General features: G+C 64.2%; 16 protein-coding genes and 1 tRNA gene. 12 read left to right on the forward strand and 5 right to left on the reverse strand.

All coding sequences use genetic code 11. The features are described from left to right. The coding region (locus MOV74_RS15305; RefSeq protein WP_246923566.1) for an MFS transporter at window positions 1–535 on the reverse strand (535 nt) is incomplete at its 3' end. Between the two features lie 136 nt (window positions 536–671). Between MOV74_RS15305 and MOV74_RS15310 the strand changes: the two genes are divergently transcribed. The 7 genes from MOV74_RS15310 (at window position 672) to MOV74_RS15340 (ending at window position 8,474) form a co-directional block, all read left to right on the forward strand. Continuing rightward, window positions 672–2,045 carry a hydrolase gene (locus MOV74_RS15310; RefSeq protein ID WP_246923569.1) on the forward strand — a complete coding sequence of 458 codons (1,374 nt, stop codon included), beginning with the start codon at window positions 672–674 and terminating at the stop codon, window positions 2,043–2,045. Window positions 2,046–2,079: 34 nt separating this feature from the next. After that, window positions 2,080–3,450 carry a cytochrome P450 gene (locus MOV74_RS15315; RefSeq protein ID WP_246923574.1) on the forward strand — a complete coding sequence of 457 codons (1,371 nt, stop codon included), beginning with the start codon at window positions 2,080–2,082 and terminating at the stop codon, window positions 3,448–3,450. A 51-nt stretch (window positions 3,451–3,501) separates the two neighbouring features. Beyond that, the gene (locus tag MOV74_RS15320; protein ID WP_246923577.1) at window positions 3,502–4,911 is read left to right on the forward strand and encodes an adenylate/guanylate cyclase domain-containing protein; all 1,410 of its coding nucleotides are present in this window, start codon (window positions 3,502–3,504) and stop codon (window positions 4,909–4,911) included. Between the two features lie 209 nt (window positions 4,912–5,120). Continuing rightward, complete coding sequence (locus MOV74_RS15325; protein ID WP_246923580.1) at window positions 5,121–5,609, forward strand: TerB family tellurite resistance protein; 489 nt, start codon at window positions 5,121–5,123, stop codon at window positions 5,607–5,609. Window positions 5,610–5,832: 223 nt separating this feature from the next. Then, window positions 5,833–6,612 (forward strand): SDR family oxidoreductase, encoded by a 780-nt coding sequence (locus MOV74_RS15330; protein WP_246923614.1) that lies wholly within the window; start codon window positions 5,833–5,835, stop codon window positions 6,610–6,612. A 124-nt stretch (window positions 6,613–6,736) separates the two neighbouring features. After that, a complete protein-coding gene (locus MOV74_RS15335) occupies window positions 6,737–7,537 on the forward strand; it encodes a glutamine amidotransferase (RefSeq protein ID WP_246923585.1) in 801 nt (266 codons plus the stop codon). A gap of 124 nt (window positions 7,538–7,661) precedes the next feature. Continuing rightward, window positions 7,662–8,474, forward strand: a complete 813-nt coding sequence (locus MOV74_RS15340; RefSeq protein WP_246923590.1) for an enoyl-CoA hydratase — start codon at window positions 7,662–7,664, stop codon at window positions 8,472–8,474. Window positions 8,475–8,587: 113 nt separating this feature from the next. Here the strand turns inward: MOV74_RS15340 and MOV74_RS15345 are convergent. Then, a tRNA-Ala gene (locus MOV74_RS15345) sits at window positions 8,588–8,663 on the reverse strand. A 218-nt stretch (window positions 8,664–8,881) separates the two neighbouring features. Between MOV74_RS15345 and MOV74_RS15350 the strand changes: the two genes are divergently transcribed. The 3 genes from MOV74_RS15350 to folD are packed head-to-tail and all read left to right on the forward strand — an operon-like array spanning window position 8,882 to window position 10,426. Next, on the forward strand, window positions 8,882–9,172 hold the full coding sequence (locus tag MOV74_RS15350) for a YggT family protein (protein WP_212082462.1): 291 nt from the start codon (window positions 8,882–8,884) through the stop codon (window positions 9,170–9,172). A 15-nt stretch (window positions 9,173–9,187) separates the two neighbouring features. After that, a complete protein-coding gene (locus MOV74_RS15355) occupies window positions 9,188–9,532 on the forward strand; it encodes a DUF167 domain-containing protein (RefSeq protein WP_246923592.1) in 345 nt (114 codons plus the stop codon). Between the two features lie 9 nt (window positions 9,533–9,541). Beyond that, window positions 9,542–10,426 (forward strand): bifunctional methylenetetrahydrofolate dehydrogenase/methenyltetrahydrofolate cyclohydrolase FolD, encoded by an 885-nt coding sequence (folD, locus tag MOV74_RS15360; RefSeq protein WP_246923596.1) that lies wholly within the window; start codon window positions 9,542–9,544, stop codon window positions 10,424–10,426. Between the two features lie 85 nt (window positions 10,427–10,511). Here folD and ppa read toward each other — a convergent pair whose 3' ends face one another. After that, window positions 10,512–11,048: an inorganic diphosphatase gene (ppa, locus tag MOV74_RS15365; protein WP_246923598.1), complete on the reverse strand. Its 537-nt coding sequence runs from the start codon at window positions 11,046–11,048 to the stop codon at window positions 10,512–10,514. A gap of 176 nt (window positions 11,049–11,224) precedes the next feature. Further along, complete coding sequence (locus MOV74_RS15370; RefSeq protein WP_246923601.1) at window positions 11,225–11,734, reverse strand: GNAT family N-acetyltransferase; 510 nt, start codon at window positions 11,732–11,734, stop codon at window positions 11,225–11,227. A 266-nt stretch (window positions 11,735–12,000) separates the two neighbouring features. On the opposite strand from MOV74_RS15370, the gene MOV74_RS15375 reads away from it, so the two are divergent. Next, window positions 12,001–12,912 (forward strand): S9 family peptidase, encoded by a 912-nt coding sequence (locus MOV74_RS15375; RefSeq protein WP_246923603.1) that lies wholly within the window; start codon window positions 12,001–12,003, stop codon window positions 12,910–12,912. After that, entirely contained in the window at window positions 12,912–13,319 is a 408-nt protein-coding gene (locus MOV74_RS15380) for a thiol-disulfide oxidoreductase DCC family protein (protein WP_246923606.1), read from the forward strand. The genes MOV74_RS15375 and MOV74_RS15380 overlap by 1 nt, the downstream gene beginning before the upstream one ends. Before the next feature lie 91 nt (window positions 13,320–13,410). Here the strand turns inward: MOV74_RS15380 and MOV74_RS15385 are convergent. Then, window positions 13,411–14,594: NAD(P)/FAD-dependent oxidoreductase (locus MOV74_RS15385; RefSeq protein WP_246923611.1), on the reverse strand; the 1,184-nt coding region annotated here is incomplete at its 5' end.

The following is a 14,594-nucleotide window of genomic DNA, read 5'->3' on the forward strand; positions in this document are numbered from 1 at the left end:
CGAGCGAGGCGACGATGACGCCGCCGACCGCGGGGCCGAAGCTGCGCGCGATGGTGTAACTGATGCCGTTCAGCGCGACAGCCGAAGGCAGCGCATCGGGCGGCACCTGCTCGCTGACCGAGGACTGCCACGCCGGGCCGAACAGCGCGTTGCCGCTGCCCACCACGAAGCAAAAGGCGAGCAGGGCTTCAGGGGTGATGAGATTGAGCCCGGCCAGCACCGTCAGCGCGGTCGCGCCGGTGAGGGCAATCATCAGCGAAACCAGGGTGACGATGCGGCGGTCATACATGTCGGCGATAGCGCCGGCCGGCATCGAGATCAGCATGATCGGCAGCATCAGCGCGGTCTGCACCAGCGCCACCTTGTCCGCCGAGGCTGCCATCTGTGTCATCGCCCAGGCCGCGCCGACGCCCTGGATCAGGAGGCCGAGATTGGAGAGCAGGCTGGCGAGCCAGATGCGCCGGAATACGGTGTACCGCAGCGGCGCGGTGATGCCGTCGGCGGCCATTTTCTGGCGGTTCGGCTGCTCGGTCATATCCCCTTCCATATGGGCTGGCAGAAGTGGTCCTGGCGATTCCGGTGAGTTCAGTGATGCCCGCGAAAGTCCTTCGCTGTCCAGTGATTAGGCCGCTATAAGCGGTGCAAAGAGGCGGTTTGCCGGGGAGGAACAGATGAAGCTGTCGCGACGGACGATCCTGCTGGGGACGGGCAGCTTGCCTTTCGCGGTTGCGAGCTTGCGAACGGGCGCATGGGCCCAAGCCGCACCCGTCGCGGCGCCCGGCGCCGAGGTGCCGCCGATCCTGTTCGTCCACGGCAATGGCGACTATGACGCGCTCTGGATGACCACGATGTGGCGGATGGAATCCAACGGCATCGCGCGCGATCGCATGGCGGCAATCAATTTTACCGATCCGCTGGCCCGCAGCGACGACAAGGTCGAGCAGGCAAACCGCTCCTCGATCGAGGACCAACGCCGGGAGCTCACGGCTGCCATCGCAGAGCTGAAGCGCCGTACCGGGGCGTCTCGTGTAGCGCTGGTCGGCAGCTCGCGCGGCGGCAATGCGATCCGCAACGTCATCAAGAATGGCGGTGCCGGCGATGTCAGCCACGCCGTCCTGTGCGGCACGCCCAATCATGGCGTGTTCGCAACCGAGGACCAGCCCAATAACGAGTTCAACGGCCACGGCCCGTTCCTGCGCAACCTGAACGAAGGCGAGAGCGAGGTGACGCCGGGCGTTGCCTTCTTGACGCTGCGCAGCGACGGCATGGACAAATACGCCCAGGCCGATGGCCGCTTCATCGGCAAACCCGGCACGCCGACCGGCGTCACCAATGAAGGGCCGGAGCTGAAAGGCGCGACCAATCTCGTGCTCGGTGCGCTCGATCATCGCGAGGTGGCGTTCCATCCGCGCGCCTTCCGGGAGATCTACAAGTTCATCGCGGGCCGCGAGCCTGCGCGCATCGCGATTGTGCCGCAGCCAAGTGTCCGCCTGAGCGGCCTCGTCACCGGCACGCCCGGCGGCGTGTCGACCAACCGTCCGGTCGCAGGTGCGACCGTCGATATCTTCCGCGTCGACCCTGATACCGGTGAGCGCAAGGGCGGTGCGCTGCACAGCGCAACGACCGGCGCCGACGGTCGCTGGGGTCCCGCGCAGGTCGACCCGTCCTGGCCGCTGGAATTCGTCCTGACCTCGCCGGGTGCGCCGATCACACACATCTATCGCTCGCCGTTCCCGCGCTCGTCCGACGTCGTCCATTTGCGCGCCGCCCGGCCGCTCGGGCCAGCCGACAAGGACGCCGGCGCGATCGTGATCATGTCGCGGCCGCGCGGCTATTTCGGTCTGCCGAGGGACGTGGTGTTGCTGGACGGCAAGGAGCCGGCCGACGTCAAGCCGGGCGTGCCGACGGATTCGGCGGCCACATTGCGGCTTGCGGCCGGCGAGGTTGGACGTAACATCGTGGCTCAATCCGGCGAAGAACGAATTGTGGCTCGCGCCTGGCCTGCCCAGGAGAACAGGATTGCGATTGCCGAGCTGACTTACTAGCTGTTGCCTGCGTCCCATCTCTCGGGAGAGAGCCATGAACATCGCCAGCGTGCGTCAGCCCATCATCCCTCCGGCTCCCCCGCGTGCGCCCGACGACATGTCGTTTTTCAGTCGTCTCGCGGTGATCCGCCAGAACATGATCGCAACCTGGGGGCAGCGCGCCTACGAGGAAGACGTCGTCCAGGGGCGCTTCTTCTTCCGCAACAGCTTCATCCTGAACCAGCCGGATGCGATCCGGCACGTCCTGCTCACCAATTACGAGAACTATTCGCGCACGCCGGCGGGAATCCGCATGCTGCGTCCCGTGCTCGGTGACGGTCTTCTGATCGCGGAAGGTCACTCCTGGACGTTCCAGCGCCGCACGCTGGCGCCGGCCTTCACGCCGCGCGCGACCGCGAATCTCGTTCCGCACATGACGGCGGTGCTCGACGAGACTATCGCAAAACTGGATGCGCGCTCGGGTGAAGAGGTCGACCTGCGCGAGATCATGCAGCGCATGACGCTGGAGATCGCCGGGCGTACGATGTTTTCGTTCGGCATGGACCAGCATGGCGCGACCCTGCGCAATTTCATCATGGAATATGCCGCGCGGTTGGGACGCCCGTACCTCCTCGACATGGTGCTGCCGGTGTCGTGGCCGAGCCCGATGGATTTTGCACGGGCGCGCTTCCGCAAACGCTGGACCGAGTTCGTTGCCATGCTGATCGTCGAACGGCGAGCGGCAGGCAAGAAGGACGGTGCGCCGCCGCGCGACCTGTTCGATCTCATGGACGAGGCGCGTGATCCGGAAACGGGCAAGGGCTTCTCCGACGAACAGCTCGTCGACGAGGTCGCGACCATGATCCTCGCCGGTCACGAGACCACGGCGACGGCGCTGTTCTGGGCGCTCTATCTGCTCGCGCTCGACCCTGATACGCAGGAGGAGGTGGCGTCCGAGGCGCGCGGCGAACATCTCGACAGCATCGCCGACATCGACCGCCAGAAATTCACCCGCGCGGTGATCGAGGAGACGATGCGGCTCTATCCGCCCGCCTTCCTCGTGGCACGCGCCGCACGCGAGAAGGACAATGCGGCCGGGATCGAGATCGGCAAGGGCGACATCATCATGATCGCGCCCTGGCTGCTGCACCGGCACGAGAAGCTGTGGGATCAGCCGAACGCGTTCATTCCAAAACGCTTCATGTCGAAAGAGGCGCCCGACCGATTCGCTTACCTGCCGTTTGGCGCAGGTCCTCGTGTCTGCATCGGCGCGCCGTTCGCGCAAGCCGAATCCGTGCTGGCGCTGGCCCGGCTGATCGGCGCATTCCGTGTCGAGCTCGCCGATACGACGAAACCCGTGATCCCGCTCGGTGTCGTCACGACCCAGCCGGACCACTCACCCATGTTCCGCATCACGCGTCGGTGACAGGCAATTGGCCTGGCCGATGGCGTGATCCACCCTAGATAGAGTCCCGCCATGAGCGACATCCAGGCCCAGTTTTCCGTTCTGAAGCAGACCGCCGACGAGAAGGTGGTCGATGCCATTGCGCGTCTCATCGAGGATGGCGAGGATCACGAGCTCAACCGCGTCAACGTTCTCGATTTTTCCAGGCAGCGTGGCCTCGATGAAGAGCATGCGATCTCTGCCTTCCTGCATGCGGCGCGGCTCGGCCTGTTCGATCTCGGCTGGAACGTATTATGCCCGGGCTGCGGCGGCGTGCTGGGGGCGCATTCGACCCTGAAGGCGCTCAAGCCGGATGAGTATCACTGTGCGCTCTGCGCCTGCGGCTACAAGACCTCGGTCGACGATCAGGTCGAGGTCTCCTTCACCGTCAATTCACGTGTCCGGCGCATCGCAGCGCACGACCCCGATACGCTTCCAGTCTGGGAGTATTTCAAGCAAATGTTCTGGAGTTCCGGCGTCGACTTCAACAAGGAATCGTTCGCGACGCTCGCCAATGAAGTAACGCTGGACACGATGGAGCTGCCGGCCGGTGAGAAGGCGACCATGTCGCTGCAACTGCCGAGTGACTTCGTCATCATCTTCGAGCCGGTGACGCACGCCGCCCACTTCATCGACGTCCAGGGCGAGCCGACCAAGGACCGTCAGCAGCTCGCCATCATGTACAACAGGGTGCAGGCCCCGACAGGCACCACGACCATGCGGCCCGGTCCGCTGCGGCTGTCGCTGGAGAACCAGGCCGGCGTGCGCGTGCTGCCGTCGGTGTTCATCGCGGCCGAGGCGCTTCATCATCTCATCGGCAAGCGCAAGCCGTTTCTCACCGCCAAGCGGATGCTGTCGAACCAGACCTTTCGCGACGTCTTTAAGGCGGACAATCTCAGTCTCGACCAGCGGCTCCAGATCACCTCGCTGACCTTCCTGTTCACCGACCTGAAGGGATCGACCGCGCTGTACGAGCGCGTCGGCGATCTCGCCGCCTTCGATCTGGTGCGTGCGCATTTCCATGCGCTGCTCGAGATCATCTCATCCGAGAAGGGCGCCGTGGTGAAAACGATCGGCGATGCCGTGATGGCGACCTTTGTCCGTCCCGAGCATGCCATCGTCGCGGGCCTGCGGATGCGCGCGGCGATGGACGAGCTCAACAAGCAGCGTGGCACCGACGATCTCATCGTCAAGATCGGCATCCATGAAGGTCCCTGCCTCGCGGTCATGCTCAACGAGCGGCAGGACTATTTCGGCCAGACGGTCAACATCGCCGCCCGCGTGCAGAGCCTGTCGACAGCGCAGGAAATTCACATCACCGGCCCGGTGCTCGATGCGCCTGCGGTCGCCGAGGTGCTGGAGCAGCGTGCGATCAAGCCGATCCAGAAACAGGCGGCGCTGCGCGGCATCGCCGACAAAATGGTGGTGTACGAAATTCCGTGAGCCTTGAACTGTCATTCCGGGGCGATGCGCGAGCATCGAACCCGGAATTCCGGGTTCGCGTTTTGCGCGCCCCGGAATGACAGTAGACAGATTGCCGAAACGTAATGCGGCGCGCGGAACTGACGCATGTTGCGCCGGTTGAGTTCCCTGCTCATATGATGCTGGTAACAGCCGCGCTCCTCGCGGCGCATCGATTTCGGTAGGACCTTATGCTCGACGGCCTGCGCCAATTCATCACCGACATTGTCGCCCCTCATGACCAGAACCGCACGTTCGGCGACAGCGATTATCGGTTGGCCGCGACCGCGCTGCTGGTCCACGTGGTCTCGCTGGACGGCCAGCCGACAGCGGCTGAGCAGCGCAAGCTGCACAGCCTGATCGAGAGCCACTTTGGGCTCGACCACGGCACCGCGGATCGCCTGATCGCGGATGCCACCCAGGTCGAGGGCGAGGCGGTGGATCTCTATCACTTCACCAGTGTCATCATGCGCTCGCTCGACGAAGAGGGGCGCAAGCGCATCGTCCGGATGATGTGGGAGCTGGTCTATGCCGACGGCCAGGTCACCGAATTCGAAGACAATGTCGTCTGGCGCGCCTCCGACCTGCTCGGGATTGCCCAGCGCGACCGGATTGAGCTGAAGCACGCTGTTGCGGGCCGTGCCAGCGGCGAGCTGAAGGACAGCGCCGTCAGTGGCTGACCTGACTCTGCGCGGACGTCGGTTGTGCGGATCACATGACGAAACTTTAATGTAGCTGCCGGCCGCCTCGTGTCCGGATTCATCCGCAAATCCGCGGTTTTTGTGCTCCCTCTGATCACCTTTCAAGCGGCCATGCTGCCAGCGCCGCTTGCCTGTCGCGCGCGGCCTATGCTCTGGTTCCAGCATTGCTGGGCCAAAATCTTCACTTCATGAGACTGCGATCGTGACAGAGCGGGTAACGTTGATCACCGGTGCCTCGGCGGGCATAGGCACGGAGCTGGCGCGCGTATTTGCCGCCAACGGACATCGCCTGGCATTGACGGCGCGGCGCGCGGATCGACTTGAGGCGCTCGCGAACGAGCTCGCCGCCAAAGGCGGCAAGAAGCCGATCGTGATCGCCTGCAATCTCCAGGACATGGACGCCGGCGAAACAATCGCAGCAGCGCTCGCTGCCGAAGGCGTTGAGCTCGATCACCTCGTCAACAATGCCGGCTTCGGTGTGTTCGGCGATGCCATCGAGCGCGATCGCAACGAGCAGGTCGGGATTGTCGATGTCAACGTGCGGGCCCTGACGGACCTCTCGCTGCGCTTTGCCGATCAGCTCATCAAGAACAAGGGCGGTCTTCTCAATGTCGGCTCGGTCGCGGGTTTCCTGCCCGGCCCCGGCATGGCCGTCTATTATGCGTCCAAGGCCTACGTGATTTCATTCACCGAAGCGCTGCGGGCGGAGCTCGCGCCGCGCGGTGTTCGCGTCACCGTCCTTTGCCCGGGTCCCGTGCCCACCGAATTCCAGGCGCGCGCCGGGGTCGGCTCCGGACATGATACGGCTCTTCTCAATGTTTCTGCCGCCGATGTCGCCCGGGAGGCCTATCGCGGGCTGATGGCCAATAAAAGAGCAGTGTTGCCTGGTTTGGGCATCAAGATTGTGCCATTTGCGCTGCGCTTTTTCCCACGCGGCTTCATCCTGGCCGCCACCAGCCGGTTCCAGAGGCAGAGGCACTAAGGAAAGCTCGAGTGTCCGTATTGGCCCGGAGCTTGCTTCGGTTTCGATGTGTGCGCGAACTCACACGAAATTAACGATCGCTTAGTTATGCTGGCGGTCTGAACCAATAGCTTTCGCAAGGACAATGTCGTTCCGGACGGATAGGTTTGGCAGTGCAGAAGTGGTGCCCTTCCCGCGAAGGACGCCCGGCGCGCCTGCCTCTGATTCGGCAAGCGGCCTGCCGGTTCTCATTGTCCTGCACCAGGAATCCTCGACCCCCGGCCGCGTCGGCAATGCCTTGCGCGCGCTCGGCCATCGCCTCGACATCCGCCGTCCGCGCTTTGGCGATCCCCTGCCCGACACGCTCGATCAGCATGCCGGCGCGGTGGTCTTTGGCGGTCCGATGAGCGCCAATGATTCCGATGACTATGTTCGCCGCGAGATCGACTGGATCGAAATTCCGCTGCGCGAGCAGCGGCCGTTTCTCGGCATCTGCCTTGGGGCCCAGATGCTCGCGATGCAGCTCGGTGCGCGCGTCGCGCCGCATGCCGATGCGCTGACCCAGATCGGTTATTACCCGATCCGTCCGACCGCGGCGGGCCACGCGCTCTGCCCGGCCTGGCCGGCTCAGGTCTATCACTGGCATCGCGAGGGATTCGAGCTGCCCGTCGGCGCAGAGCTGCTCGCAGAAGGTGACGATTTTCCGGTGCAGGCATTCCGTGCCGGCAATGCTTTCGGCGTGCAATTTCATCCAGACGTGACCTACGCGATGATGCATCGCTGGACCACACGAGGCTATGACGGCTTCAGCGCGCCCGGTGCGCGGCAGCGACACCATCATTTCGCAGATCGTGCCGTGTACGATGCCGCGGAACGCGCCTGGCTCGATCACTTCATCAACGGCTGGCTGGCGCGCCGGCCCGTGCTGGCGCAAGCTGCCGAGTGATCGCGCGTTCGCGCAGATCCTTGCCGCAGATCCTTGGCGCAAGTCCTTGCCTCTGTCCCTGATATGCTAGGCTCTCTGCCAACGAGCGCGCACCAATGCGTGCCGACAAACAAGGGAGAGCGCCGTGGCCTACGAACACATTCTCTACGAGGTGAGCGACAAGATCGCGACCGTCACGCTCAATCGCCCGGACCGCATGAATGCGTGGACGCCGACCATGGAGCGCGACGTGCGCCATGCGATGGAAGCATCAAGCGCCGACGACAATGTCCGAGTCATCATCCTCACCGGCGCGGGCCGCGCGTTCTGCGCCGGTGCCGACATGGATGCGCTCAAGGGGCTCGACCCCGATGACGTCAGGCGTGCCTCGAACCTGCCGCCGTTCGACATGAACCGGCGTCCGGACTGGCAGACGCGCTACGGCTTCTATCCGTCGATCAAGAAGCCTGTCATCGCCATGCTCAACGGCGCGACTGCCGGCATCGGGCTCGTGCACGCACTCTATTGCGACCTGCGCTTTGCCGCCGACAATACCGTGTTCACGACGGCCTTCGCGCGGCGCGGCCTGATTGCCGAGCACGGCATCAGCTGGATGCTGCCGCGCATCGTCGGTCATGCCAACGCGATGGATCTGCTGCTCTCGGCGCGGCGGGTGTCGAGCGAGGAAGCGCTGCGGATCGGGCTGGTCAACCGCCTCAGCTCGCCTGAAAAGCTCCGCGAGGAGACCTATGCCTATGCGCGCGATCTCGCCGATTTAGTCTCACCGAGTGCGATGGCCGTGATCAAACGCCAGCTCTACGAGGTGCCGTTCCAGACGCTGGCCGAGGCGACGATCGAGGCCAACCGGGAGATGATGGTGGCATTGGGCGGTAGCGATTTTCGGGAAGGCGTGGCGAGTTTTATGGAGAAGAGGCCGCCGAGGTTTACGGGGAGGTAAGGGGGAGTATTCCTCAACCAGTCCGTCTTCGCCCTGCGGGCTTCGCCGGACACCACGCTTCGCCCCTCGGGCTCCGTCGTGGCTGCGCCACGCGTAGCCCGGAGGGCGAAGCGTGGTGGAGCCAGGCGGGATCGAACCGCCGACCTCGTCATTGCGAACGACGCGCTCTCCCAGCTGAGCTATGGCCCCGTTTGCTGGCCGCTCTGGTAAATGCGGCCGACAACCGGGCGCCATTTAAGTCCCCGCCAAGGTCAAGTCAAGGACGGCTGTAACCCGCTTTTAGCCATTCGGGACGCGACTTCCCTTGTTTGGGCGGGGGGGAACCGATATCTAGCGAAAGGCGTCACTTCCGACCGCAACCAGTCTTCAAAAGCCAGAGTCTTCAAAAGCCAGAGCCCTGAAAAATCATGCGTGCCGTTCTCGACATCGTCATCATCGTGCTCGACCTCTACGTCTGGCTGCTGATCGCGTCCGCGATCCTGTCCTGGCTGATTGCTTTCAACGTCGTGAACACCCGCAACCAGTTCGTCTCGGCGGTGGCGGAGTTCCTGTACCGGATCACCGAGCCGGTGCTGGCGCCGATTCGCAATCTCCTGCCTAGTCTCGGCGGCCTCGACATCTCGCCGATCATCCTGATCCTGCTCATCATGTTCATCGAGCGGGTGATCCTGTACTACATCTACCCCAACGTGGTCTGAGCGGGCTGGAGCGCCTTGGTCGCGAAAGAGGCCTTCAGGGAACCCTGGCGCTACGGGGCCTCCGGTATCAGCATTGCGCTGCGGGTGACGCCGCGCGGCGGCCGCGACGACATCGACGGGATCGAGCAACTGGCCGATGGCCGCAGCGTGCTCAAGGTGCGGGTGCGAGCGATCGCCGATGGCGGCGAGGCCAACAAGGCCGTTTTGGTGCTGTTGGCGAAATCGCTTGGTGTCCCCAAGGCCAGCGTGAGGCTCCTGTCCGGAGCCACCTCGCGGCTGAAGCAGATCGCGGTCGACGGCGATCCGGCACGGCTCGGGGAAGCCCTGCGCCAGCTCGTCTCGGACAAATCGACAGACTGAGGAACCGACATGACCGCCAAAATCATCGACGGAAAAGTCATCGCCGCGGAGCTTCGGGCCCGCGTCACCGAGGAGGTTGCCCGGGTCAAGCGGGAGCACAATCTGGTGCCGGGGCTGGCGGTCGTCCTGGTCGGCAGCGACCCCGCCAGCGAGGTTTATGTGCGTTCCAAGCACACCCAGACCCAGGCCGCCGGCATGGCCTCCTTCGAGCACAAGCTACCGGCCGACGTCGCGCAGGCGGACCTCCTGGCGCTCGTCGCAAAGCTCAACCGCGATCCGGCCGTACACGGCATTCTGGTGCAGCTGCCGCTGCCGAAGGGGTTGAACACGGAAGCCGTCATCAACGCCATCGACCCCGCCAAGGACGTCGACGGGCTGCATCCGAACAATGCCGGCCGGCTCGCCGGCGGCTTCGAGGCGCTGTCGCCCTGCACGCCGCTCGGCTGCATCATCCTGACCAAGAGCGTGCACGCCTCGCTGGAAGGCATGAACGCCATCGTCATCGGCCGCTCCAACCTGGTCGGCCGGCCGCTGGTGCAATTGCTGCTGAACGAGAACGCCACGGTGACGATCGCGCATTCGCGCTCGCGCGACTTGCCTGGGCTCGTGAAGAAGGCCGATCTCGTTTATGCCGCGGTCGGAAGGCCCGAGATGGTGCGCGGCGACTGGCTGAAGCCGGGCGCGACCGTGATCGATGTCGGCATCAACCGGATTCCGAAAGATGATGGCAAGACGCGCCTCGTCGGAGACGTCGCCTATCAGGATGCGCTTGGGGTTGCAGGCGCCATCACGCCGGTGCCGGGCGGCGTCGGTCAGATGACGGTGGCGTGCCTGCTGGTGAACACGCTGCGCGCGGCCTGCGCGATCGCTGGGCTGCCGAAGCCGGCGGTGTAGTGGGTTGTCATTCCGGGGCGATGCGCAGCATCGAACCCGGAATCTCGAGGTTCCGGGTTCGCCTCTTCGAGGCGCCCCGGAACGACTACCCCTTCTTCTTCTTCTCGCGATCCATGCCTTCGAGGATCAGCTTGTGCGCATCCTCCGGGCCGCCCCAGCGCAGGATCTTCACCCATTTGCCCTTCTCGAGATCCTTGTAGTGCTCGAAGAAGTGCTGGATCTGCTGCAGCGTGATGTCGGGCAGGTCGGAGTACGACTTCACCTTGTCATAGCGCTGCGTCAGCTTCGACGACGGCACCGCCAGAATCTTCTCGTCGCCGCCCGCTTCGTCCTCCATGAACAGCACGCCGACCGGGCGCACGCTCATGACGGCGCCGGGAATGATGGCGCGGGTGTTGACGATCAGGACGTCGCAAGGATCGCCGTCATCAGACAGCGTGTGCGGGATGAAGCCGTAGTTACCGGGGTAACGCATCGGCGTGTAGAGGAAGCGGTCGACCACCAGCGTGCCGGCCTCCTTGTCCATCTCGTATTTGATCGGTTCGCCGCCCACGGGGACTTCGATCAGGACGTTGACTTCGTGGGGTACATTCTTCCCGATCGAGATCGCATCGATACGCATTCAAGGCTCCGTTGTTGCCGAGGTGAAATCGCGCCCGGCAGCGATTTTGGGCTGTCATACGCGGGCTTGGCCCGCTGATCCATCGCGTTTTTGTGAAATAATGAATCCGGAAAGCACCGGCTCAAAGGCAACGGTATCGACGGAAGGGAAACGCTGCCGCCTAGGCTTTCAGCAGCTCAATTGGTCCAAGCGAAGGCAACCTTGTCGAGCGACTTCGGCCCGAACCGCTCCGACGAGCGTGCCACCATACGGCCCCCCAGCGCCCGGTAGAATTCGGTCGCCGGGTCGTTGTCCGAGAGCGCCCATACCACCATGCTCTTCAACCCGCTCTGCATCAGGTCGCGGCGGGCGGCGGCGAACAGGCGACGGCCGAAGCCGAGACCCTGGAATTCCGGACGCAGATAAAGCTCGTAGACCTCGCCGTCGAAATGCAGACTGCGGGCGCGGTTGCGGCCGTAATTGGCGTAGCCTGCGATCTTGTCGCCGAACACGAGAACGCTGACGCGGCTGCCCTTGCGGATTGCGCTATCCCACCATTGTGGGCCACGGCGGTTGATGAGCTTTTCCAGCTCGGCACCGGGAATGATGCCCTGATAGGCGGAGCGCCAGGCTTCGTCATGAGTGGACGCCACCGCAGTTGCATCTGCAGCTTTGGCCGGCCGGACCTCGATCAGGGTTGTGCTCATGGACGCAATCAAACCAAGTCGCCGCGTCGGCGGCAAGACCTATCGTTAATTATCGGTTAACGTGTGGATTTTGTGCATCAGTATCCTAGCCATGTTGTACCGAAAAAAGACAAGACGCCAATCAAATGGCACCGGCGTGCCCTGCGTCGGTGCAAAACTCCTGTTGCGGCAACGAATGAATGACAATGGCAACGCAGAAAGTCCGCCCATGCTGATTCGTTCCTACTAGTGTGGCCGTCGCTGTTCGTGTTCGCCCTCGGCCATTGATGCGGCTCCTCAACACCATCGCACTCCTGTCTCTGCTGGCTTTGCTGACTGCGCCGCCTCTGTGCGCTCAGGTCACGTTTGGCCCATCGGGAGGGGAGGGCGAACCGCTTCGCCGACAACAATGGCTTCTGCCGTCGCCGGATACCGACATTGCCGCGCATGCCCTGCTGTTTCGCCCCGCTGGTGCAGGTCCGTTCCGGCTGGCGGTGATCGCACACGCCTCGACGCAGAATGGCTTGCGTCGTGCGCAGATGCCGCAGCCGGAATACCGTCCTCTCGCCGCCTATCTCGTCGCGCGCGGTTTTGCCGTGCTGGTGCCGGAGCGGCTCGGCCATGGTGCGACCGGCGGCCGTTATGTCGAGGACCAGGGCGGATGTGACGAGGCCGACTATGCGCGTTCGGGCCGCGCAATGGCCGAGCAAATCTGGCTCGCGCTCGATGATTTGCGAAAGCAAGATTTCATTCGCAAGGAGGCCGCCATCGTGATCGGCCATTCCGCCGGCGGCTGGGGCGTGCTTGCACTCGCCAATGCCGATCCGAAAGCAATCTCCGCGATCACAGTGTTTGCGCCGGGGCGCGGCGGTCATGCCAATGACGAGCCGAACCGGATCTGCGCGCCACACTCGCTTCGTGCCGCCGCCGCGGAGTTCGGAAGGGGCGCACGCATTCCTGTGACGTGGCTCGTCGCGGATAACGACAGTTACTTCTCGCCGGCATTTTCGAAAGGACTGGTTGATGCGTTTCGCAGCAGCGGCGGCAAAGCCGATTTTCGCGCCTTGCCGGCCGTCGGCAGCGAGGGGCATTGGTTGATCGAGAGCGAGGCCGGGGTCAAAGCCGCAAGCGACGCGCTCGGGCGTGTGCTGAACCCGGCAATGCCAATGGCGACGAAGAAGCCGCGGGACGATCGCTGATGACCAAATGGCCCGACGACGACGTGATCCTGTTCGACGGCGTCTGCATCTTCTGCTCGCGCTGGGTCCGATTCGTTGCGAAGCGCGACACGGCGAAGCTGTTCCGGTTCACGCCGATCCAGTCGGACTATGGCGCCCGGCTTGCGCGGACATTCGATATCGATCCGGAGGATCCCGACACCAATGCGGTGGTTCATGGCGGCGAGGTATTCATGAAGTCCGACGCCGCGCTGACGGTGCTGTCGCAGCTGCCGGGCTGGAGCTGGGTGCGCGCGCTATTCGCGGTGCCGAAGCCGCTCCGCGATTTCGTCTACAGCCTCGTCGCACGCAATCGCTATCGCATCTTCGGTAAGTATGACGCCTGCTTCGTGCCCGATGCGGATTTACGAGCCCGAGTGATCGAGTAGGCCGTCATTGCGAGGAGCGAAGCGACGAAGCAATCCAGGCTGCCGCCGCGGGAAAATTCTGGATTGCTTCGCTGTGCTCGCAATGACGGAGCTACGGCTTGCCTCGAGCCGCAAGCACTTCCTGCGCCGCCCGCTCCCCACTGTCCCGCGCGCCATGCGCCGTCGTGAAGAAAATCGGCGACGTCGCCTCGCCCGCAAAGAACAGCCGCCCATCCACCGGCGCAGCCAGCACCGCGCGGTCGCCGGCGTGGCCGGGCAGCGCGTGCGAATAGGAGCCGCGCGCGAAGGGATCGTGGGCCCAGCGCGACTCATACAGCGGCTTCAGTTTGCGGCGGATGTCGTTGCCGAGGAAGCCGGCGATCTCGTCGATGCCATGCGCGGCAATGGCGCCTTCGCCGGAATCTTCCAGCGCGCGCGCAAAGCTGCCGCCGAAAAAGCCTTCGATGCAGGGCTGGCCGAACGGGCGGATGTGGTAGGTGCCCATCTCGGTGCGCATGGTGGCGCCGCGCAAATTGCCTTCCTTCGGGAAGGCTTCGGCATCTTCGAGCGCCAGCGTCACCTTGTCGTCGACGCCGAGCGGCAGGCCGGCTGCTGCGTCGACCTTGGACGGCAAGGGCGGTGAGAAGCGGATTGCTTCATCGGCAATCAGGGTGGTCGGGACGGTGACGATCACCTTGTCCGCGGTCAGCGTGCCCTGAGATGTCTCGATGCGGATGCGCCTGTCAGAATGATCGATCAGCGCGACCTTGCAGTCCAACGCCACCGGGCAAGAGGCGCCATAGGCGGCAATCAGCGCGCCATAGCCGCGCCGGACGCGCCAGTTGAGGTCACTGTCCTCATAGGCATCCCAGTCCAGCGTCGACATGTCTTTCAATTCGCAGCCGTTGATGTAGGTCGAGACCGCGTCGATCATCGGATTCCAGCGATTGCCGGGCTCCAGGCTCAGGCTCGCGGGCTCGTCCTTGCCCTTTTGCGCGGCCTGCCAGAGGCGCTCGTAGAACGTACCCATCGCGCGCAGGAAATCGTCGCGCTCGCTTTGCGGAAACGCGTTGCCATAGGCGCGCTCGCGCCAGGGCGGCAGGTCCTTGTTGAGCTCGAAACCCAGCTGTTTCGCGATTGCGACGAAGGAGTTCTTGTCCGCCGAGTGCAGCCAGCCGCAGCCGACGTCGAAGGTCACTTCAGGCGAGGCCTGCACGGTCCAGGCCCGGCCGCCGAGCCTGTTACGCGCCTCCAGCACGATCACGGCAAGGCCGCGGCCCGCCAGCGCATGCGCCG

The organism is Bradyrhizobium sp. SHOUNA76 (assembly GCF_023006445.1).
GTDB lineage: Bacteria > Pseudomonadota > Alphaproteobacteria > Rhizobiales > Xanthobacteraceae > Bradyrhizobium.

Excerpts from the sequence above, each read along its gene's own strand:
- MOV74_RS15310 (WP_246923569.1), top strand. The coding sequence starts at position 672 with ATGAAGCTGTCGCGACGGACGATCCTGCTGGGGACGGGCAGCTTGCCT.
- MOV74_RS15315 (WP_246923574.1), top strand. The coding sequence starts at position 2,080 with ATGAACATCGCCAGCGTGCGTCAGCCCATCATCCCTCCGGCTCCCCCG.
- MOV74_RS15320 (WP_246923577.1), top strand. The coding sequence starts at position 3,502 with ATGAGCGACATCCAGGCCCAGTTTTCCGTTCTGAAGCAGACCGCCGAC.
- MOV74_RS15325 (WP_246923580.1), top strand. The coding sequence starts at position 5,121 with ATGCTCGACGGCCTGCGCCAATTCATCACCGACATTGTCGCCCCTCAT.
- MOV74_RS15335 (WP_246923585.1), top strand. The coding sequence starts at position 6,737 with ATGTCGTTCCGGACGGATAGGTTTGGCAGTGCAGAAGTGGTGCCCTTC.
- MOV74_RS15350 (WP_212082462.1), top strand. The coding sequence starts at position 8,882 with ATGCGTGCCGTTCTCGACATCGTCATCATCGTGCTCGACCTCTACGTC.
- folD (WP_246923596.1), top strand. The coding sequence starts at position 9,542 with ATGACCGCCAAAATCATCGACGGAAAAGTCATCGCCGCGGAGCTTCGG.
- ppa (WP_246923598.1), bottom strand. The coding sequence starts at position 11,048 with ATGCGTATCGATGCGATCTCGATCGGGAAGAATGTACCCCACGAAGTC.
- MOV74_RS15370 (WP_246923601.1), bottom strand. The coding sequence starts at position 11,734 with ATGAGCACAACCCTGATCGAGGTCCGGCCGGCCAAAGCTGCAGATGCA.
- MOV74_RS15375 (WP_246923603.1), top strand. The coding sequence starts at position 12,001 with ATGCGGCTCCTCAACACCATCGCACTCCTGTCTCTGCTGGCTTTGCTG.
- MOV74_RS15380 (WP_246923606.1), top strand. The coding sequence starts at position 12,912 with ATGACCAAATGGCCCGACGACGACGTGATCCTGTTCGACGGCGTCTGC.